This is a genomic window from Curtobacterium sp. VKM Ac-2922 (assembly GCF_022815645.1).
In the GTDB taxonomy this organism is placed as follows: domain Bacteria; phylum Actinomycetota; class Actinomycetes; order Actinomycetales; family Microbacteriaceae; genus Curtobacterium.
In genome coordinates, this window is sequence record NZ_JALGRO010000016.1 from 21,502 (window position 1) to 41,954 (window position 20,453).

General features: G+C 72.4%; 20 protein-coding genes. 12 read left to right on the forward strand and 8 right to left on the reverse strand.

Annotation, left to right across the window (positions count from 1 at the left end; genetic code table 11):
• Positions 1-52 precede the first annotated feature (52 nt).
• The 6 genes from MT346_RS16505 (at position 53) to MT346_RS16530 (ending at position 6,745) form a co-directional block, all read left to right on the forward strand.
• On the forward strand, positions 53-2,053 hold the full coding sequence (locus MT346_RS16505) for a GMC oxidoreductase (RefSeq protein ID WP_243564181.1): 2,001 nt from the start codon (positions 53-55) through the stop codon (positions 2,051-2,053).
• Positions 2,054-2,109: 56 nt separating this feature from the next.
• Positions 2,110-3,495: an FAD-binding oxidoreductase gene (locus tag MT346_RS16510; protein ID WP_243564182.1), complete on the forward strand. Its 1,386-nt coding sequence runs from the start codon at positions 2,110-2,112 to the stop codon at positions 3,493-3,495.
• Positions 3,495-4,331, forward strand: coding sequence for an alpha/beta fold hydrolase (locus MT346_RS16515; protein WP_243564183.1), 837 nt, complete (start codon positions 3,495-3,497; stop codon positions 4,329-4,331). The genes MT346_RS16510 and MT346_RS16515 overlap by 1 nt, the downstream gene beginning before the upstream one ends.
• A 9-nt stretch (positions 4,332-4,340) precedes the next feature.
• Positions 4,341-4,853: a DUF427 domain-containing protein gene (locus MT346_RS16520; RefSeq protein ID WP_243564184.1), complete on the forward strand. Its 513-nt coding sequence runs from the start codon at positions 4,341-4,343 to the stop codon at positions 4,851-4,853.
• 123 nt (positions 4,854-4,976) lie between these two features.
• Positions 4,977-5,735: a PP2C family protein-serine/threonine phosphatase gene (locus MT346_RS16525; RefSeq protein WP_243564185.1), complete on the forward strand. Its 759-nt coding sequence runs from the start codon at positions 4,977-4,979 to the stop codon at positions 5,733-5,735.
• Positions 5,732-6,745, forward strand: a complete 1,014-nt coding sequence (locus MT346_RS16530; protein WP_243564186.1) for a BLUF domain-containing protein — start codon at positions 5,732-5,734, stop codon at positions 6,743-6,745. The genes MT346_RS16525 and MT346_RS16530 overlap by 4 nt, the downstream gene beginning before the upstream one ends.
• An 11-nt stretch (positions 6,746-6,756) precedes the next feature.
• Here the strand turns inward: MT346_RS16530 and MT346_RS16535 are convergent, their stop codons facing one another.
• Positions 6,757-7,638, reverse strand: coding sequence for an NAD-dependent epimerase/dehydratase family protein (locus MT346_RS16535; RefSeq protein ID WP_243564187.1), 882 nt, complete (start codon positions 7,636-7,638; stop codon positions 6,757-6,759).
• Between the two features lie 83 nt (positions 7,639-7,721).
• Between MT346_RS16535 and MT346_RS16540 the strand changes: the two genes are divergently transcribed.
• Positions 7,722-8,300 carry a TetR/AcrR family transcriptional regulator gene (locus MT346_RS16540; RefSeq protein ID WP_243564188.1) on the forward strand — a complete coding sequence of 193 codons (579 nt, stop codon included), beginning with the start codon at positions 7,722-7,724 and terminating at the stop codon, positions 8,298-8,300.
• A 4-nt stretch (positions 8,301-8,304) separates the two neighbouring features.
• Positions 8,305-9,285, forward strand: coding sequence for an endonuclease/exonuclease/phosphatase family protein (locus tag MT346_RS18510; protein ID WP_243564189.1), 981 nt, complete (start codon positions 8,305-8,307; stop codon positions 9,283-9,285).
• A gap of 88 nt (positions 9,286-9,373) precedes the next feature.
• Here the strand turns inward: MT346_RS18510 and MT346_RS16550 are convergent, their stop codons facing one another.
• The 6 genes from MT346_RS16550 to MT346_RS16575 all read right to left on the reverse strand — a co-directional run bounded on the left by MT346_RS16550 (position 9,374) and on the right by MT346_RS16575 (position 14,602).
• Entirely contained in the window at positions 9,374-10,099 is a 726-nt protein-coding gene (locus MT346_RS16550) for a zf-HC2 domain-containing protein (RefSeq protein WP_243564190.1), read from the reverse strand.
• Entirely contained in the window at positions 10,096-10,620 is a 525-nt protein-coding gene (locus tag MT346_RS16555; RefSeq protein WP_243564191.1) for a sigma-70 family RNA polymerase sigma factor, read from the reverse strand. The genes MT346_RS16550 and MT346_RS16555 overlap by 4 nt, the downstream gene beginning before the upstream one ends.
• The gene (locus MT346_RS16560) at positions 10,617-11,303 is read right to left on the reverse strand and encodes a YceI family protein (protein WP_243564192.1); all 687 of its coding nucleotides are present in this window, start codon (positions 11,301-11,303) and stop codon (positions 10,617-10,619) included. The genes MT346_RS16555 and MT346_RS16560 overlap by 4 nt, the downstream gene beginning before the upstream one ends.
• A 124-nt stretch (positions 11,304-11,427) precedes the next feature.
• Complete coding sequence (locus MT346_RS16565; RefSeq protein ID WP_243564193.1) at positions 11,428-12,762, reverse strand: extracellular solute-binding protein; 1,335 nt, start codon at positions 12,760-12,762, stop codon at positions 11,428-11,430.
• 68 nt (positions 12,763-12,830) lie between these two features.
• Entirely contained in the window at positions 12,831-13,661 is an 831-nt protein-coding gene (locus MT346_RS16570) for a carbohydrate ABC transporter permease (protein WP_243564194.1), read from the reverse strand.
• Positions 13,661-14,602 carry a carbohydrate ABC transporter permease gene (locus tag MT346_RS16575; RefSeq protein ID WP_243564195.1) on the reverse strand — a complete coding sequence of 314 codons (942 nt, stop codon included), beginning with the start codon at positions 14,600-14,602 and terminating at the stop codon, positions 13,661-13,663. Before MT346_RS16575 ends, MT346_RS16570 begins: the two co-directional genes overlap by 1 nt.
• A gap of 242 nt (positions 14,603-14,844) precedes the next feature.
• Between MT346_RS16575 and MT346_RS16580 the strand changes: the two genes are divergently transcribed.
• Together MT346_RS16580 and MT346_RS16585 are read left to right on the forward strand one after the other, a co-directional pair.
• Positions 14,845-15,741, forward strand: a complete 897-nt coding sequence (locus tag MT346_RS16580) for an inositol monophosphatase (protein ID WP_243564196.1) — start codon at positions 14,845-14,847, stop codon at positions 15,739-15,741.
• Positions 15,722-17,656 (forward strand): LamG-like jellyroll fold domain-containing protein, encoded by a 1,935-nt coding sequence (locus MT346_RS16585; protein ID WP_243564197.1) that lies wholly within the window; start codon positions 15,722-15,724, stop codon positions 17,654-17,656. The genes MT346_RS16580 and MT346_RS16585 overlap by 20 nt, the downstream gene beginning before the upstream one ends.
• Before the next feature lie 80 nt (positions 17,657-17,736).
• Here the strand turns inward: MT346_RS16585 and MT346_RS16590 are convergent, their stop codons facing one another.
• Positions 17,737-18,207 (reverse strand): MarR family winged helix-turn-helix transcriptional regulator, encoded by a 471-nt coding sequence (locus MT346_RS16590; RefSeq protein ID WP_243564198.1) that lies wholly within the window; start codon positions 18,205-18,207, stop codon positions 17,737-17,739.
• Between the two features lie 168 nt (positions 18,208-18,375).
• Between MT346_RS16590 and MT346_RS16595 the strand changes: the two genes are divergently transcribed.
• The gene (locus MT346_RS16595; RefSeq protein WP_243564199.1) at positions 18,376-18,975 is read left to right on the forward strand and encodes a CalY family protein; all 600 of its coding nucleotides are present in this window, start codon (positions 18,376-18,378) and stop codon (positions 18,973-18,975) included.
• Between the two features lie 3 nt (positions 18,976-18,978).
• On the forward strand, positions 18,979-20,451 hold the full coding sequence (locus MT346_RS16600; protein WP_243564200.1) for a LamG-like jellyroll fold domain-containing protein: 1,473 nt from the start codon (positions 18,979-18,981) through the stop codon (positions 20,449-20,451).
• Positions 20,452-20,453 lie beyond the last annotated feature (2 nt).

The following is a 20,453-nucleotide window of genomic DNA, read 5'->3' on the forward strand; positions in this document are numbered from 1 at the left end:
CGACCGCCGACCCGAACTCGGACACGAACTCGGACACGCCGAAGGAGTCGATGTGCGCCAGGACCTGAACGACCGGCTGACCGCGTTGGTCGACGTCGTCGTGCCGGAAGACGACCACCCGTCCGCCAGCCAGGCCGGCGCGCTGGGGTTCCTGGACTCGGTGCTGGCGGATCGCCCCGACTGGCTGGCGCGCTTCGAGGACGTCGCCGCGCACGGCACCGGCAGCACCCACTGGGACTGGTTCGCCGAACTCGTGGTGGGCGGGTACTACGCCGACCCGGGCAACGGCGGCAACGCGGACCGAGTGTCCTGGCGCATGGTCGACTGGCAGCCGGAGCCGCTCGGCGGTTGGCCGACGGCGGTGCCGGTCGACACCGACCGCCCCGTGACGGTGCACCCGTCCGCACTCCGGGACCGGTACGACGCGGTCGTCATCGGTTCCGGAGCCGGAGGCGGCGTCGCTGCGTGTGGCCTCGCCGAAGCGGGTCGACACGTCCTGGTCGTCGAGGCCGGGGGCTGGCCGGAGACCGCCGAGCTCGACCACGACCACCTGCGGAACCCGCGCTCCGACTGGGGGCTCGCGCCGCGTTCGGGTCCCACCGACGACCGCGACGTCCGGGTGCGTGACGACGGCCGGACCCGGCTGACGATCCGCCCCGCGGACCCCGGCTGGAACGCGAACGCCTGGACCGCCGGCGGCGGTACCCGCGTGTACGGCGCGCAGGCGTGGCGATTCGCGCCGCTCGACCTGCGGATGGCGTCGACGTACGGGGTACCGGACGGCAGCGCCCTGCGGGACTGGCCGATCAGCTACGACGACCTTGAGCCGTACTACGCCCGGGCCGAGTGGGAGGTCGGCGTCAGCGGCGGTGCCGACGACGGGCGCTGGGCCGGCCCACGCTCGCGTGCGCTGCCGATGCCCCCCCTGCCCGCTGGCCCGTCGCGGGACCGGCTGGCGGCAGCGGCGACATCGCTCGGGTTCGGCACCGTGCACGTACCGCTCCTGGTCAACAGCACGCCGTGGCTCGGCCGTCGCGCCTGCGCCGGGTGCAACCAGTGCGTCGGGTTCGCGTGCCCGGTCGACGCCAAGAACGGCTCGCAGAACACCATGCTCACGCGCGCCTTCGCGACCGGACGGGCCCGGATCGTCCTGCGCACCCGCGCCGCCCGGCTCCGCACCGATGCCACCGGCCGCGTGGTCGGGGTCACGCTCGTCGGGACCACGGACGGGCGTGACTTCCAGCACGACGTCGACGCCGCCGAGGTGGTCGTCGCCGCGGGGGCGATCGAGTCGGCGCGGCTGCTGCTGAACAGCCGGAGCGACCGCGAGCCGACGGGCATCGGGAACCGGGCGGACCTGGTCGGACGCCACCTGCAGGGACACGTGTACGGCGGGGCGACGGGGATCTTCGACGACATGGTCGAGGACCTGGTCGGTCCGGGCCCCTCGATCGCGACGACCGACCACCGGCACGGCACCGCGGGCATCGTCGGCGGCGGGATGATCGCGAACGAGTTCGTCGCGACGCCGTCCAACACCTACCGCTACCTGGTCGCCGCAGGACTGCTCCCGCGTGCTGGCGCCGAGTCGAAAGCGGGCATGCGGCACCTGGTCCGGCGCACGATGCGGTTGATGGGTCCGATCCAGGAGATGACGTCGGCGGACTCACGCGTCCGCGTGGACGACGGGGTGCTCGACCGGTACGGCATCCCGGTCGCCCGGCTCAGCGGCAGCGTGCACCCGGAGGACCTGCGTGCCCGTGACGCGACGAGCGCCCGCAGTGCCGCATGGCTGCGCGCCGCCGGAGCGGTCCGCGTCGCCGAGGTCGGCGGCACCCCGGAGGGCCCCTCCGGTGGGCAGCACCAGGCGGGGACGCTCCGGATGGGAAGCGACCCGGCGCACTCGGTCGTCGACGAGTACGGCCGGGTGTGGGGACACGACAACCTGCGGGTGACGGACGGGTCCGTGCACGTGACGAACGGCGGGGTGAACCCGGTGCTGACGATCCTGGCGACGGCGATGCGGAGCGTGGAGCACATGACCCGGCCCTGACCGGCAGGGCGTACCGTCGTGCCAGCCGCACCGAAGCGCGCCGGAAGGACCAGCACATGACCCTGACGAACCCCATCGACACCACCGCTCTCGAGCAGTCGATCCCCGCCGACCGGGTCCTGCGCGATCCGGAGTCCCTCGACCGCTACAGCCACGACGACGCCGAGTGGGCCGAGTACCACCGCCCCCTGGCCGTCGTGCTCGTCCGCAGCACCGAGGACGTCGTCGCCACGGTCCGCTGGGCCGCAGCCAACGGGGTCCGGGTCGTCCCACGCGGTGCCGGCACGGGACTGTCGGGCGGCGCGAACGCGGTCGAGCACTCGGTCGTCGTGTCGATGGAGCTGATGGACGCCGTGCTCGAGGTGAACACGGACGAGCGGTACGCCGTCACCCAGCCGGGCGTGATCAACGACGCCCTGCGCGCCCGGGTCGCCCAGGACGGCCTGTGGTACCCGCCGGACCCGGCCAGCTCGGCGATCTCGACGATCGGCGGCAACGTCGCCACCAACGCCGGCGGGATCTGCTGCGTCAAGTACGGCGTGACGCGGGACTACGTGCTCGGTCTGACCGTGGTGCTCGCCGACGGCTCCGTCGTGCAGCTCGGTCGGCGGACGGCAAAGGGCGTCGCCGGGTACGACCTGACCGCGCTGATGGTCGGTTCCGAGGGCACGCTCGGCATCGTGACGAGCGTCACCGTGAAGCTGCTCCCCCTGGCCGGACGCGACGAGCGCGCCGTGATCGGGTACTTCCCGTCGCTCAGCGCGGCCGGGGACGCCGTCGCCGCGATCTCGCGCGCCGGGATCATCCCCGCGGCGCTGGAGATCGTCGACCGCACCTGCCTGCGCGCGGTCGACGACTGGATGCACCTGGGCCTGCCGTCCGAGGTCGACACCCTGCTGCTCGCGCGCATCGATGAACGCGGCGCTGCCGGGGACGACATCGCCGACCACGTCGCCGGGGTCTTCGCCGACGCCGGTGGCACCGACGTCGAGCGGGCGACCGACCCGGACGAGATCGACCGGCTGTTCCAGGCCCGACGTCTGGCGTACCCGGCGCTCGAGCGGCTGGGTCCGGTGCTCACCGAGGACATCTGCGTGTCGCGCAGCGCCGTCCCCGAGATGCTCCGCCGCATCCAGGCGACCGCGGCCGCGAACGACGTCACCATCGCGAACATCGCCCACGCCGGTGACGGCAACCTGCACCCGCTGATCATCGCGCCCGAGGGCGACACCGCCGCGAAGGGCCGCGCGAAGGCCGCCTTCGACCGGATCGTCGCCGACTGCCTGGCGCTCGGCGGCACCGTGACCGGCGAGCACGGCGTCGGGTTGCTCAAGCTGCCCGGGCTGCGCGAGGAACTCGGCGAACGGGTCGTCGCGATGCACCGGTCGGTCAAGGACGCCCTGGACCCGGCCGGCACGCTGAACCCCGGCAAGGCGTTCTGATGCCGTCGTTCACGTCGACGGACGGCGCCCGCCTGGCCTACACCGACACCACACCGGAGACGAGCACCACACCCGAGACGAGCACCACTGCCCGCCGCACCGTCGTCCTGGTCGCCGGCTACGCCATGCCGGCGACGGGCTGGGCCCTGCAGCAGGACGCCCTGCTCGCCGCCGGGCACCGCGTCGTCGCCTTCGACCGTCGCAGCCACGGCGACAGCGACGACGTGCTCTGGGGCCAGCGCGTCGCCCGCCACGGCGCGGACCTGCACGAACTGCTCGTCCACCTCGACCTGCGCGACGTGCTGCTGGTCGGGCAGTCGATGGGCGCCTCGACGATCTGGGCCATGGTCGACCTGTTCGGCACCACGCGCGTGGGCAGGGTCCTGACGATCGACCAGACGCCCAAGCTCGTCAACGACGACACCTGGCAGCACGGCTTCACCGGCATGACCCCGGAGAACAGCGGCACCTTCTTCGACGACGGGATCCCGGACACCGGCCGCGGGCTGCGCGTCGACCCGGAGAACCCCGGCGTCCTGCGACTGATCGAGCGGATCGGCGGGTTCCCGGCGGTACGCACCCCGAATGCGCCCGAGACCGTCCGGTTGCTCCGCGACCACGGCCTGCAGGACTGGCGCGACGTCGTGGCACGACTCGACGTGCCGTTCACGATGGTCGCCGGCCGGGGCAGCCAGCTGTGGCCGTGCTCGCACGCCCAGGCCGCCGTCGGGACGAACCCGAACGGTCGGGTCGTGGTGCTCGAGGACGCAGGCCACGCGACGAACCTGGACCAGCCCGACGCGTTCAACGAGGTGCTGCTCGGCTTCGCCGCGTAGACCGGAGTCATGACTCCTCGCTGGCCCGGACACCCCGCCCCGATCACCCCCGGCCCCGGGCAGGAGTCGGTGTGGGACTACCCGCGTCCACCGCGGCTCGAGCCGACCGACGAGCGCATCGTCGTGCGCCTGGGCGGCCAGGTGATCGCGGACACGACGAACGCCGTGCGCGTGCTCGAGACGAGTCACCCGCCGGTCTACTACCTGCCCGTCGAGGACTTCGTCGACGGTGCGCTCACCCCGACCAGCGGCACGAGCATGTGCGAGTTCAAGGGCCGGGCGAAGTACGACGACGTGCACGGCGGGGGCGTCACGGTACCGCGCGCCGCCTGGTACTACCCCACGCCGGAGCCCGGGTACGGCGAGCTGGTCGGCCGGGTGGCGGTCTACCCGAGCCGGATGGACTCGTGCGAGGTCGCCGGCGAACGGGTGCAGTCCCAGGCCGGCGACTTCTACGGCGGGTGGATCACCGCGAAGGTGGTCGGGCCGTTCAAGGGCGAGCCGGGCACGCTCGGCTGGTGACCCCAGACGGACGGGAGGCGCGTGGCGGGCCCGCCACGGGCCTCCCGTCCGCCGTCGGTCACCGACACCCCGTCACCCGAACGGGGTGACGGCCGGATCGGCGTCTCCGGGGTACGGTGCGGTGTGGCCTTTGCACACGAGGTGTTCGACGACGAGGCCGACGGCCTCGACCTCGACCTCGCCGTTCGCCTGCAGGTCGTGCAGTCGGCGCTGCTGCCGCTGACCGGTGCGGTCCAGGGGTGGTCTGCCGCGCACGCCTGGCGCGCCGCCGCGGGACTGTCCGGTGACTTCGCCGAGTGGTGCGTCGCCGATGACGGGCGCACCGCGACGGCGACGGTCGGCGACGTCATGGGCAAGGGGACGCCTGCCGCCCTGCTCGCGACCCACATCGCGGGTGCGCTGGCGACCCAGCGGCACGAGGTCCCCGCGGTCGCGGTCGACGCGGCGGAGACCGCGGTCCGCGATCGCCTCGAACGCGCCTCGGCCTTCGCGACCCTGTTCCACGGACGGCTGCGGTTCACCGACGGCGCCGTGGACTTCATCGACGCAGGACACGGCTTCGCCGCGATCGGACACGCGGCAGGTGACGCCGAGCACATCCGGTCAGCGGACCTGCCCGTCGGCCTGCAACCCCGCGGGTTCCCGCGCATGCCCCGTCGGGTCGACATCGGTCCCGGTGACGTGCTGCTCATCGCATCGGACGGCATCCTCGAGCTGCCGGGCGCGACCTTCGACACCCTGACCGAGCTGGCGACCGAGCTCACCCGGGTGCCGACCCTCGACGACGGCCTCGGTGACTTCGTCGGCGCCGTCGGCGGGCGGGTCGACGACGACCTGACGCTGCTCGCGATCCGTCGGGACGCCGCAGAGGAGCACCGATGACCCTGCGATCGCTCGTCTTCACCTGCGCCCGGACCGGCCGGTTCTCCGTCGACGACCTGGTCGGGATGCTGCCGACGGCCGCGGCCCGGAACGCCGACCTCGGTGTGACCGGCATCCTGGCGATGCACGACGACAACGTGATGGGTGTGCTCGAGGGACCCGAGGACGTCGTGCGCGCGCAGTTCGCCGAGGTGGCAGCCGATCCCGCGAACCTCGACGTGCAGGTCCTGTGCGACGACCCGATCGCGGCGAGCACGTTCGCGTCGTGGTCGCTCGCACTCCGCACCGACGACCCGCGGCTCCTGGCGACCCCCGGCTTCGTGGACCTGTTCGACCCGCGCAGGGCGCAGGACCCCGAGGCAGCGACGTCGCGGGCGCACGCACTGCTCGAGTGGTTCCGCCGGACGCCCCCGGTCCAGCTGTCGACGCGACGGCTCGTCGCACCGGCCCAGGAGCGCGCGGTGACGGCGACGATCGAGCTGCTGCGGGAGATCGGACCGGCGCGGTGCACCCTGGGTGCCGTCGCCACCCGGGCGGGGCTCCCGCCGGAACAGCTCGCTGCGCTGTTCCCCACCGTGCACCACCTGCTCGCCGCGGCGCTCGGCACCTGGTTGGGATCGGTGTCGGCTCCGCTCGCGCACGTCGCCACCGAACAGGGCACGATCCCCTGGCTCCGCGCCATGGTGGTCGCCCTGTCCAGCGAGCCGGCACTCGACCGGTTGATCGTCTTCGCGCTGGCGACCGCCGCCGACGCCGGTGACACGGCAGCCGAGCCGTTCCTGGCGACGTACCGCGCCTTCCGCGCCGGCATCCGGCAGGCGCTCGAAGCGGACATCGCCGCAGGACGCGAGCCGGCTTCGACCGACCCGGTGCGGGGCGCGCGGCAGCTGCTGGCGTTGTTCGACGGGCTCCGGATCCAGAACCTGTTCGATCCGGAACCCGACGTCGCCGACGCGTTCCACCGCGCCGCCGAGCAGCTGCGCACCGGCTGGTCACACGACCAGCACTGACGCCGTCCGGGTCAGGGCTCGATCGTCTCCAGGTCCGCCAGCAGGCTCGGGTGGGTGGGTTCCCACCCGAGCGCCCGGCGGGTGTGCTCGCTCGATGCGGGCTGGTCCATCGCGAAGATCGGGCCGAACGGGCCGAAGGTCTCGTCCGCCACGCGCTCGACCGGCAGGCCGAGCCGCCGGCCGATGACCTCGACCAGGTCGATCACGCGGTCGCCCTGGTCGGCGACCGCGTGCCAGACGCTGCCCGCCGGAGCCGACTCGAGCGCGAGCCGGAACAGCACGGCTGCGTCGCGGGCGTGGACGGCGGGCCAGCGCTGCGCACCGTCGCCCGGGTGACCGGCCACGCCGCTCTGCCGAGCTGCCTGCGTCAGGAGTCCGGCGAACCCGCCGGCCCCGTCCGCGTGCACGGTGCGCGGCAGGCGGATCGCCGACACCCGGACGCCGCGGTCGGCCAGGGCGAGCGCGGCCAGCACCGAACGGGCACGGCCGGCGACCGGCCCCTCGAGCGGCAGCGGATCGGTCTCGAGCGCGGCACGGCCCTGGACCCAGGGCGTCCCCGACACGACGACGAACGGCCGGTCGGAGTCGACGAGTGCGGACCCCAGGGCCGTCATCGCCCGGGACTCCTGCTCGATGGCCGCGGCGAGCCCCTCGGCGCTGTCGTACTCGTTCGGGAACGCCAGGCTGACGACGCCCTGGGCTGCGGCAGCCTGGGTGTGCAGCAGGTCGACGTCGTCGATCGAGCCGGGAACGGGCGTGGCGCCCATCGCGGTGAGCTTGGCGGCCGAGGCGTCGGACCGGGCCAGGGCGGACACGGTGTGCCCGGCAGCGGTGAACTCGGCGACGACGGCGGTGCCGATGGTGCCGGTGCCGCCGGTGATGAAGACGTGCATGGGTGCTCCTCGAAGTGATGCGACTATTGTCCCGTCACGGTACACCTGCGATGGGACATTTGTCCCGTCGGTATGATCGACCCATGGCACGCTGGGAACCCGGAGCTCGCGAACGGATGGTGCTGGCTGCCGTCGACCTGTTCTCGGACCAGGGCTACGACGAGACGACCGTCACCCAGATCGCCGAGCGTGCCGGGGTGACCAAGAGCACGTTCTTCCGGCACTTCCCCGACAAGCGCGAACTCCTGGTCGCCGGGCAGGAGACCCTGAGCCGGCTGCTGGCGGACGGCATCACCGAGGCACCGGACGGCAGCACGCCGCTGGCCGCGGTCGCCGCGGGGCTGGAACGCGCGTCGGCCGAGATGGGCCCGACGAACCGCGAGCTCGGACCGCGCCTGCGGGTCGCCGTCGCGGCGAGCGCCGAGCTGCAGGAACGGGATGCGCTGAAGTCCGTCGGCATGGCGGCCGCGATGACCGACGCACTCGTCGCCCGCGGCATAGCCGAGGTGCCGGCGCGGCTGGCGGCCGAGATGGGCGTGCTCGCGTTCAAGCAGGGGTTCGAGCGGTGGTCGGGCACCCCGTCCGGCGCCGACGACGACCTCGCGCAGCACGCACTGGCAGCGCTGACCGAACTCCGTGCGGCCGCGGCCGGGCTGGGCTGAGGCCGTGCGCACAGGGTCGGTCATCCGGTGGACGCTGTCCACCGTCGTCATCGCGGTGAGCCTGGTGCTGCTCGCCCCGGCGGTCGTCGGTGTGTCCACGCTCGTGGGCCCCGCGCAGCTCGTGGCCCTGCGGGGCGTCACGGCGATCGGGCTGCTCGTCGGCGCCGGGTTCGTCCTGCTGCTCGCGGTCGTGGTCCGCCTGTTCCGCGGCCGCATCGCCTGGCTGGTGGTCCCCGCACTCGTGCTCGTGCTGAGTGCCGTCGCGCAGGTCGGCGTGGGCACCGTCCGGTCGTTCACCCCCGGCGCCGTGCAGGCCCGGTCCGACCTGGTCGTCGCAGGTCTCAACACCGAGCACGGGCTGGTCGGCGACGACGAGTTCGTGCGGTTCGTCCGCAGCGAGGGCCTCCAGGTCGTCGCGATGCCCGAGACGGACGCCACCCGGGCCGCGGCCCTGCAGCGGGCACTGGCCCGTGCCGGACTCGACTTCCAGCGGTTCGGGGTGCAGACCGGCGACACCGCGAGCACGGCGACGAGCCTGTTGGTCGACCGACGTCTGGGCGCCTACCGCCAGGCGCGCGCGGCCGCCACGACGCTGGGGTCCGTCGCTGCCGTGCCGGTCGACGGCGACGGCCCGCGGTTCGTGGCCGTGCACACGAACCCGCCGATCCCGACGTCGGCCGACATGCGCCGCTGGCGGCACGACGTCCCCGCGGGGCTGTCGGGGTGCCACGGCGACGCCGTCGTGGCCGGAGACTTCAACGCGACGGTCGACCACGCGGTCTTCGCTGTGCCCGACGGGTGCCGCGACGCAGCCGCCAGCACGACGAGCACGGCGACCTGGCCGACCTCGGCACCGACCTGGATGGGCGGCGCCATCGACCACGTCCTGGCGACCACCCAGTGGCGCCCCGTCAGCACCGAGGTCCGGGTCGTGGGCGGCAGCGACCACCGCGCGATCATCGCGCACCTGCACCGGGTCGGCTGACCGCCCCAGGCTGACCCGACCGCCCCAGGCCGCCCGGGCGCCTGCCGGCTGACCCGGGCCGCCCGGGCGCCTACAGGTCGACGGGCGCCTACAGGTCGACGCCGGCGAGCACGACCTGCTGCCCACGCAGCCGCACCTGCACGCTCGCGATGTCCGACCGGGCGATCTCCGTCGACGCGGACAGCCCGTGGGCATCGGCCCCCGCCGCGGTCCACGACGCCACGGTCGACGTGCTGCCGTCGGTGCGCACCACGACCAGGTCGTACATCACCGACCCGTCCGCGGCCCAGCTCTTGCCGCCGTACGAGCACCCCCAGTCGAACCGGGTGCCCCACTGCTCGCCACTGACCGCCAGGTCGACGTCGAGCCCCTGCTGGCCGACCATGTCGTACCGGTCGGCGACCGCCGAGGCGGTGGTGGTCGCTCCGGCCCGGACGGACCCGACACGGTCACCGGCGGTGCCGACGGCCAGTCCACCGAGCACGGCGACCACGACCGCCAGCCCCGCGGTGGCGCCGACCCAGACCCGGCGACGACGCCGACGGTGCCGGACGCGGTGCGCCACGGCGGCGAGGGTGCTGTCGGACCGCGTGTCGGGCCTCCCGTCCGGTTCCGCGATCTCGACCGCCTGGTCCGCCGGCAGCTTGCCGAGCAGACCGGGCAGGCCGACCAGTTCGGACACGGCGGCCGTGCAGCGGTCGCACGTCTCGAGGTGTCGTTCGTACTCCAGCCGCTCGTGCGGCGGGAGCGAACCGAGCACGTAGGCCGCGTCCCACTCCACGTACCGGTCGTCAGGCGTCGGGTCGCCGTTCATCGGGTCACTCCTCGTTCTTGCAGTGCGAGCCGGATGGCCCGCAACCCGTAGTGCAGCCGTGACTTCACGGTGCCCTCCGGGACGTCGTGGCGTCGGGCGATCTCCGGCACGGTGTGACCGAGCCAGTAGGCGTCCACGACGACACGACGGTGGTCCGGCGTCAACGAGGCGAGCGCGTCGGCGACGATGATCCGGTCGAGCACGGCGTCGGTGCGGTCGGACTCGGCGCCCTCGACCGTCCACTCCGAGCCGGTCTCACGGCGGTTGCGCGCCGAGCGGGCCTCGTCGACGACCAGGTTGCGGGCCACGGTGAACAGCCAGGCGCGGGCACTGTCGGGCGCCCGCTCCAGCACGTTGGGGCGCTGCCATGCACGGACCATGGTCTCCTGCACGACGTCCTCGACCGCCTCGGCGCCCGAGCCGCCCCGCGTGAGGTGCCGCACGTACCGCGTGAGCGCGTCACCGTGCTCGCGGTACAGCGCCTGCAGCAGCTCGTCGGCGGAACGGCTCGTCACGGTCACTTCCCGAGGTCGAGGGAGAACTCGACGGAGCCCTTCCCGTCCACGGTCACGAAGCCGAGCGACGGTGCGGTCACGCCGTAGTCCTGGAAGGTGATCGGCACGGAGCCGACGACCTGCACGGTGCCGCTCTTGCCGACCGCGACCTGCGCATCGGCGGTGACGGGCTTCTCGACACCGTGCAGGTCCATCGTGCCGGTCAGCGTGACGTCCTGCTTCGTTCCGTCGAGCGCCTGTGCCACGTCGACCGGCTTGGTCAGCGTGAACGTCGCGGTGGGGTACTTGTCGGTCTCGAGTGCCTTGGTGCGGAAGTACTCGTCACGTGCGGACTCCGGCGTGGAGATCTTGCCGACCTGCACGGTGACGGTCGCCGTCGTGAGCTTCCCGCTCGACACGGCGACCTTCCCCTCGACGTCCTTCGTGCGTCCGACCACGTTCACATCATTCCCCTGCAGGACCTCGTGCACCCGGTAGCCGGCGTACGAGCCGCTCTGGCTGGTCCAGGTGCCGTCGGCATCCGCCGCGTCGAGCTTGCCCGACGAGCTGGCGCTGAGCGAGGGCGCGGCTGCGGCCTGCCCGTTGACGGTGTTCGCGTAGATGACCGGGCCGACGACAGCTGCCGCAGCGATGACGACGACGCCCGAGGCGATGCCGATGACGATCTTGGTGCGCTTGGTGAGTGCCATACCCGGACAACGGGACAGCGGCCCGGATGGTTCAGAACTGGTTGCGGACATGACGGGAGGCCCGGTGCCAGCTGGCACCGGGCCTCCCGTCCGCCCCGTTCTCAGGATGCCGCGGGGCGGCTGCTCACTTGCCGGCGGCCTGGTTGTAGGACGCGATCTGCGACTTCGCCTGCTGCTCGGCAGTCTGCATCGTGGCGCGGACGTCCGCGCCCTCGACCACGCGGTTGAACGCGCCGATCACCGTGGCGCGCACGGTCGGGAACGCGCCGGTCACGCAGCCGGCAGCCGCGGTGCTCGACGGGTCGGCCGTCAGCTGCTGGTACATGGTCGCGACGTTCGGGTCCGCCAGGGACTGCTTGCCGACGCTGGTGTCCGCTGCCCCGGTGTCCATCGCCAGGTAGCCGGTGGCCTTCGCCCACTTCGCCTGCACGTCGGGCGTCTGGAGCCACTTCGCGAAGTCGAACGACGCCTTCTGCTGGGCGGACGAGTGGCCCTTGCCGGAGATCCACAGCGCGTTGCCGCCGATGACCTGCCCGGCGTCCGACGACGACGCGGTGGTCGGGAACCGGGCGACGACGGACTTCGAGCCGTCCGGGTCGACCGTCGTGTACGCGCCGGACGAGGTCAGGAGCATGCCGACCTTGCCGCTGGCGAAGGCCGAGTTCATCGCGGCGGAGTCGGCGCCCGGGTTGAGCGCGACACCCTGCTGGTAGAGCGACTGCAGCGTCGTCATGAAGTCGACCTGCGTGTCCGAGGTCAGGGAGACGCCCGTCACCGTCTTCGACCCGCGGCCGTTGTCCGGCGTGCAGAACGCCTTGCCACCGGAGGCCGACAGCTCCTCGAGCATCCACGAGTCGCCAATGTTCATGCTGAAGCCGTAGGCGCCGCTGGCCTGGTGGATCCGCTTCGCCCACGTCGCGACCTCGGCCAGGGTCTTCGGCGGCGAGGACGGGTCGAGGCCGGCCTTCGTGGCGAGCGCCTTGTCGATGTACAGCACCGGCATCGAGACCGAGAACGGCATCGCTGCCAGCCCGTCCTTGCCGCTGTAGTAGCGCTTGGCGGCGGGGGCCATCGTCGAGGTGTCGACCTTGCCCAGCGTCGACGGTGCCACGGTCTGCCCGGAGTCCATCATGAAGCCGGTCGAGACGTCGTTCATCATGAGCAGGTCGGGCGTCGACGAGGACTGCACCGCGGCGGTGTACTTCGTCTGCACCGCGGCGTAGTCGCCCTGGAACGACGCCTTCACGGTGGCGTGGTCGGTGTTGTCGGCGTTGTACTCGCTGACGAGCGAGTCAAGCTCGGTGGCCGCGGGACCGGCCATGGCGTGCCAGAACTGCACCGTGACGGGGCCGGACGACGCGGGGCTGGCGGACCCGGAGGCGGAGCACCCGGTCAGGGCGACGGCGACTGCGGCGGTGACGCCGAGCACGAGGACGGCGGAGGAACGGCGAGACGGCATGGGGCTGCTTCCTGTCGTGGGAGTGGGTGTGGTGGGGATGCGTGGTGCGGGGACGGATGCGGGGCGGGTCACTTGAGTGCGCCGGCGGTCAGGCCACCGGCCAGCAACCGCTGGGCGAGCAGGACCAGGACCAGCACGGGGAGCGTGACCATCGCCGCCCCGGCCAGCACGACCCCGACGTCCGAGGCCTGGGCGTCCGCCAGCTGGGCGATCCCGACCTGCACGGTGCGGTTCTCGGGCGAGTTCGTCACCAGCAGCGGCCAGAAGAACCCGTTCCACGCGGCCGTGGCGGACACCAGGGTCACGGACACCAGGGTCGGCCGGGTGATCGGCAGCAGCATCGACCGGATGAAGCGGAAGTGCCCGGCACCGTCGAGCACGGCGGCTTCGCGCAGCTCGTCGGGGAAGCTCAGGAACGCCTGGCGGAACAGGAAGATCGTCAGCGCCGAGGCGACGAAGGGCAGGAACACGACCAGCAGGGTGTCGATGAGGTGCCACGACGACACGGTCAGGTAGTTCGCGATGAGGGTCGTCTCGCCCGGGATCATCATGCTGGCGAGCAGCACGAGGAACAGTGCGCGGGTCCCCCGCATCCGGCAGAACACCAGCGCGTACGCGGTCATGATGCCGATCGTGACCTGCAGCACCGTCTGGCAGAGCGTCACGACGACGCTGTTCAGGAACTGCTGGCCGAGCGGCACGACCTGGGTGGCACGGACCAGGTTGTCGAGCGTCAGGTGGATCGGGAGCAGTCCGGGGAGGCCCTGCTCCAGGAAGCGGGTCGGCGTCAGTGCGCCCTCGAACACGTAGTACAGCGGGAAGCACACGACGACGACCGCGACGACGAGCCAGGCGTACACGAACGCGCTGCGGAAGCGGCGGGCGGTGACCGGGCGCATCAGTAGTTCACCCGCTTCTCGAGCACGCCGAACTGCACGAGCGACAGCCCGAGCACCAGCAGGAACAGCATGACCCCGAGCGCGGCGGCGAGCCCGAAGTTCGCACTCGCCGAGCCGAACGCCTGCTGGTAGATCGCGTAGACCAGGGTCCGCGACGAGTTCGCCGGGCCGCCCCCGGTCAGGATCTGGATCTGGCCGAAGGTCGTCAGCGCCTCGACGGTGCCCGTGACGACCACGAAGAACAGCGTCGGCGTCACGAGCGGCAGCGACACCGACCAGAACGTGCGCACCGGTCCGGCGCCGTCCAGGTGCGCGGCTTCGACGACGTCCTGGTCGATCGCCCCGAAGGCCCCGACCAGCAGCAGGACGGTGAACCCGAGCGAGCCCCAGACCGTGACGACGATGACGCTCGCCAGGGCCCAATGGGTGTCCGTCAGCCACGGCACGCCCTGACCGCCGGACTGCCGGATGACCGTGTTGACCAGGCCGGTGCCCGGCGCGAGCATCGCCGCGAACGCGACCGACCCCGCCGACACCGAGACGACCATCGGCGAGGTGAGCAGCGCCTGGAACACCGCGGTCCCCCGCAGCTTGGCGGTGAGCGGCACGACGATGAGCAGCCCGAACACGATCCGGCCCGCGACGACCCCCGTGCAGAACAGCGCGGTGTTGCCCATCGTCTGGGCGAAGTCCGGGTCGGTGAGGGTCCGGACGTAGTTCTGCAGACCGACCGACCCGGCGGGCTGGCCGAAGATGTCGGTGCCCTGCGTGCTGAGCACGATGACGCGCACGAGTGGGTAGAACACGAACACGCCGAACACGACCAGCGCGGGCAGCAGCAGGACAGTGCCGACGCGGCGGTCGGACCGCAGCCAGGCACCCGATGTCGGTGCGGGGCGGGCGGGACCGGCGAGCAGGCCGGGCCGGACGGAGACCGTCATGGGGTGTCCACCTCCGAGTAGGGAACGTTCCCTATCCGGGAACGGACTCCACTGTGCGGGCGGTCCGGTGAGCCGGTCAAGCGCGGTCAGCGACCGGCCGCCGTCCGTTCACGCCGTGTTCAACGGACGCGGGCACCGACCCAGCAGGGAGTCGTGTGCACGACACGGTCGTTCACCGCCGGTTCCACCGACGGGCCACGGCGGTTCACCGTCCACGTCGGCCGTGCCGCTACACCGGGGGCATGAGTCACTCCCCCGATGCCCCCGCACCAGCGGCGCTCCGAGCCGCCGCCGAGACCGCCTGCCGCCAGGTCGCCCCGCAGCTGCTCGCCGCGTTCCGCGCCGACATGACCGTGGCGACCAAGCGCGACGCCCACGACGTCGTCACCGTGCACGACCGCGCGGCCGAGGAGACGATCACCCGGTCGCTGACGTCGGCGTTCCCCGGGTCGGTCGTGCTGGGCGAAGAGGGCGGCAGCACGGGGGACGCCGGACTGCGGTGGATCGTCGACCCGATCGACGGCACCGCGAACTTCGCGCGCGGTCTGGCGTACTGGTGCGTCTCGATCGCGGCCGAGGTCGACGGGGTCGTCGTGGCCGGGGTGGTGTACGACCCGGTCGCCGACCACCTGTTCGCCGCCGACGACACCGGCGCCACGCTGGACGGCGCGCCGATCCGTGCTGCCGCCCTGCCCGAGGCCGATGCCACGGTCCTGACGAGCTTCCCCGTCCAGCAGGACCTCGAGCTGCTGGGCGAGGACGCCGCGTTCGCCCTGCTGCGCGAGATGACCCTGCGCTACCGACACCACCACAGCACGGGCAGCGGCGCCCTCAACCTGGCACACGTCGCCGCCGGCTGGTCCGACGTCACGATGGGCTTCGCGACGCACGCGTGGGACGTCGCCGCCGGTGCGTTCGTCCTGCAGCAGGCCGGCGGGTGGTTCCACGGCAGCGTCGGCGGCGCCCCGACCGACCGACCGCAGGACGCCGAGGACTACGTCGCCGGCGGTGGCGGCGACGAGCACGGCTTCCTGGTGGATCGGGTCCGCGCACTCTCGGCGACGATCGTTCACCGCGCGTCCGCCACCGGTTCGCCCACCGTCGCTAGCGTGCGGAGCCGTGCAGAACCCTCTTCGTGACGATGCCCGGAACCCCCTCTCGCGCCGCGGTTTCCTGGTCGGGACCGGCCTGGCCGGTGCCGCCGGGATCGCCGCCTCGGCCGGCCTGCCAGACGGTGCGGCGGCGGCCGATGCGCTGACCGCCCCCGCCGCGGCGGGGACACCGCCGACCGCCGCCGCACAGACAGCGGCCTCGTCGGGGCGTCCGGGCCGCTGGCGTCCGGACACCGCATCGCCGCGGTTCACCGTGGCCGTGATGCCGGACACGCAGTACATGTTCGACGGCGCCGCGGTCGACCCCGCCCCGATGCGCGCCTCGATGGAGTACGTCGTCCGTGAACAGACGCGGCACAACACCGTGTTCCTGGTGCACCTCGGCGACCTGACCCAGAACGGCGCCGCGTCCGAGATGCAGGCAGCCGGTGCCGTGTTCGACGTGCTGGACCGTGCGGGAGCGCCCTACAGCGTGCTCGCCGGCAACCACGACGTGGTGTCGTCGACGGACGACCAGCGCGGCCCGACCCCGTACCTCGACGTCTTCGGGCCGAAGCGGTTCCGGCGGGCGCCCGGCTTCATCGGTTCGAGCCCGGACGGCTACAACACCGCGCACGCCTTCACGGCCGCCGGACGCGAGTGGGTCGTCCTGGCGCTCGACTGGAAGACGAGTGCGAGCGGTCTCGCCTGGGCCCGCTCCGTGCTCGCCGCCCGCCCGCACGCGCCCGTGATCCTGACGACCCACGCGATCGTCGACTCGGACGCCTCCGGAGGCGCCGTGTTCGACGTGTACGGCCAGCAGCTGTGGGACACGTTCATCGCCGATCAGGACCAGGTGTTCCTGACGCTGAACGGCCACTACTGGGGGCCGGGTCGCACAACCCGGAAGAACGCCGCCGGCCACGACGTCGAGCTGCACCTGACGAACTACCAGAACCGGTACTACGGCGGCGCCGCGATGATCCGGCTGTACCACGTGGACCTCGACCGGAACGTGATCGACGTCGAGACCCTGTCGCCGTTCGTGCTCGGTGGCGGCCTGGGCGACGACAACGCGCTGGCAGACGAGGAACGCACCCTGAGCGGCGACGTCGACCGGTTCACGGTGGCCGTGGACTTCACCGCGCGCTTCGCGGGCTTCGCGCCGGTCGCACCACGGGCCTCCCGTCCGGCGTCCGCGATGCTGGTGCCGGGGACGATGGCGTACTGGCGCTTCGACGGCACCACCGACGGCGCAACGGTCGCCCCCGCGACGCGGGTCCGTGACCAGACCGGCCGCGGCAACGACCTGGTCGTCGCGCAGCGTCCCGGAGCCGTGCCGGGCGCGCTGCGCTGGTCGAGCGCGCACCACCCGGACCAGCCGGGCGCCGGCAGCCTGGCGCTGCAGGGTGGCAAGCCCGGTGGAGACCACCTGCTGACGGTCGACGGCGCGCCGATCAACCGCGCACGGTTCGCGGACGGGTACACCGTCGAGGCGTTCTTCCTGCTGCCGACCACGTTCGACCCGGACGCCAACGGGTTCAGCGCGCTGTTCTCGCAGTCCTCGAGCGCCGGTGACGTCGGGAAGGCCCGCTCGGACGACGGGGACCCGCAGGAGCCCGCGGTCACCCTGAGTCTGTCCGGCGACCGCGAGCTGCAGTGGTGCGTGTACCCGACCAGCCAGGACGGATCACTGACGAACTGGGGCCACGAGCTGCCGCTCGGCCGCTGGTGGCACGTCGCGGTGGTCAACGACCGGTCGCACACGGTCATGTACGTGGACGGGTGCCCCGTCGTGCGGAACCCGTCGACCCGGAACCGCGGCCTGAGCACCGCCGGACAGCCCTGGCTGCTGGGCGGCTACCGGTACGGCGGCGTGCTCGACCAGGTGTTCGTCGGGTCGATCGGCGACGTCCGGGTCGTCGGCCGGGCGCTGCGCCCCGAGGAGTTCATGATCACCTGACACGGGCGCGGGCGTGTGCGTGTGCGTGTGCGTCCCCGCGCTCGCGCTCGCGCTCGTGCTCGTGCTCGTGCTCGTGCTCGTCAGCGGGAGGCGGACACGCTGTCCAGTCCCGCCGCGAGACGCACGAACCGGGTGCCGATCCGTTCCCAGTCACCGTGCGGGAACGCGTCCTCGAACACCGAGAAGTAGACCGACCGGACCCGCTCACGACACCGTTCCCCCGCGACGCCGAGCCGGACGAGCACGCTGCGGCGGTCGTCCGGGTTGGGGACGGACACGACGATGTCCCGGGGCGTCAGGCGGTTGAGCATGATCGTCACGGCCCCGGTGGTGACGTCGAGCGCGCGGGCGACCCGGGTCGGTGTGAGCCCGCCGGTGTCCGGCCCGGACAGCAGCAGCACCAGACGGATGTCGGTCTCGTTGAGGCCCTCGTCCGCCAGCAGGCGGCGCAGGACACGCAGGTGCGCGAGCTCGAACTGACGGAACGCGCTGAGCAGCTCGTCGAAGGTCTCGTCGTCGTCGCGCAGACCGCGATCCGTGTGCGCGTCCATGTCGACGACACTAGTCGATCACCTGAGTGCTCTTTCCGAGTTTCCTGGACATCAGGTGATTGAGCGAGTAGTTTAGGTACTCAACCACCTGTGCATCCCGTGTCATCCCTGGCGCGCTGCGGACACAGCCTCTCGTCGCTTCGTCGACACCTGCTCTGGAGCTGCCCCATGCCCCGATCCATCCCCCTCACCGCGAAGATCATCGCCGGCGTCGGCATCCCGGTCGCGCTCGTCGCCTCTGGGCTGGTCGTCTCGACCGCGTCCTACTCCGCCTTCTCGGCGACCACCGCCAACCCGACCAGCAACTGGTCGACCGGAACGGTCAGCCTGACCGACGACGACGCGAACACCGCGCTGTTCACGGCCACGAACCTCAAACCCGGATCGACCGGCACGAACTGCATCACCGTGACCTCGAACGGCTCGCTCGCGTCGGCCGTGAAGCTGTACGGCACAGCACCGAGCACGACGAACGCCCTGTCGTCGTACGTCACCCTGACCGTGCTGCAGGGCACCGGCGGCGGCTTCGGGTCGTGCTCGGGATTCACCCCGCTGTCCACGAACGGCACGCTGTACTCCGGCACGCTCGCCGCCTTCGGGTCGGGCTCGAGCAACTACGCCACCGGGATCGGCACGTGGACGCCCACGGGCGCGACGCCGGAGTCCCGCGTGTACCAGGTGACGTACACCGTCGCCTCGTCCACCCCGAACACGGCCCAGGCCGGCTCCGCGGCACTCGGCCTGACCTGGGAAGCACAGAACAGCTAGGTGATGACGACCATCGCCGCACCCGCCGCCGCGAGGGCGAGGACGTCACTGCCCGACGTCCTCGCCCTCGCGCGCGTCGTCGTGGCGACGATGGCACGCGGCGTGGTCGTCATGGTGCTCGGGCTCGCACTCTGGGCAGCGGTCCCGGCGGCGATCGGCTGGCAGCCCACCACGGAGATGACCGGCTCGATGGAACCCCGGCTGACCCCGGGTGACGTCGTGGTCTCGCGCCCGGTGGCCGCGAGCGCGCTGCACGTCGGGCAGGTCCTGCTCGCCGAGGACCCGGACCGGAGCGGAGCACTGCGCCTGCACCGGTTCGTCGCGACCGGCCCCGACAGCGCGCTCATCACCAAGGGCGACGCGAACCCGGACGACGACTCCACCCCGGTGCGCCGTTCCGCCGTGCACGGTGTGGCGGTGCTCCGAGTGCCGTTCGTCGGCCTGCCGGTCCTGTGGATCCGCGACCACGAGTGGAGCAAGCTGCTGCTGCTCGCGGTCGGCGCGGCCGTCGTGCTCGCCGTGACCACGATCGACCGACGCGTCCGGAACCCCGCCCACCCGGTCACGAACGGGACAGCCGCCACACCAGCCGTGCGTGTCCGGCGCACCCCCGCGGACCCGGACACCCGACGAGGCCGACGCCGCACCGAACGACGACACCGTCGCGTCGTGCGGATCGGAACGATCGCCGCCGTGCTGCTCGTCACCGGTGGGCTCACCGTCGGCCCGGCTGCAGCGGTGGCCGCGGGCTTCGGCAGCATCAGCGCCGACCCGACGTCGACCCTGCGCGCCGCCACGACCTTCCCGTGTCTCGCGCGGACGGTCACGAACAGCCCCACCTTCAGCTACCAGTTCAGCGCCGCGACCGGCACGATCGAGGCGGATGCGGCCGGCAACGGTCGGACGGGCACCCTGGCCTCCGGGGCGACCCGCGTCGGTGGCACCTGCGCAGACAGCCCGTACGTCACGCTCGACGGCGTCTCCGGACAGGTCACCGGCGCCAGCAACGCCCGGGTGACGGCGCCGACGACGTTCTCGCTCGAGGCGTGGATCCGCACGACGGGTGGCGGCGACGTCATCAGTTTCGGTGACAGCCAGTCGGGGACGTCGTCCGCCTACGACCGGACGCTCTACATCGCCTCGAACGGCCGGGCGTCCTTCGGGGTCTACAACGACTCCACCGAGGTCGTCCTCGCGCCGCACGGCTCGGTCGCCGACGGCCAGTGGCACCACCTCGTCGCCACCCTCGGCGCCGGCACGATGACCGTCTACGTCGACGGTGTCGCAACCGGCAGCACCACCGGCGTGGCCCCGCCGACCTACTCCGGCTGGTGGCGCGTCGGGTACGACAACCTGGCGACGTGGCAGGACCGTCCGAGCACCGACGCGTTCGCCGGCGACCTCGACGACGTCACGGTCTACCCCACGGCGCTCACGGCAGCGCAGGTCGCGACACTCGACCGGCAGGGCCGCTGACC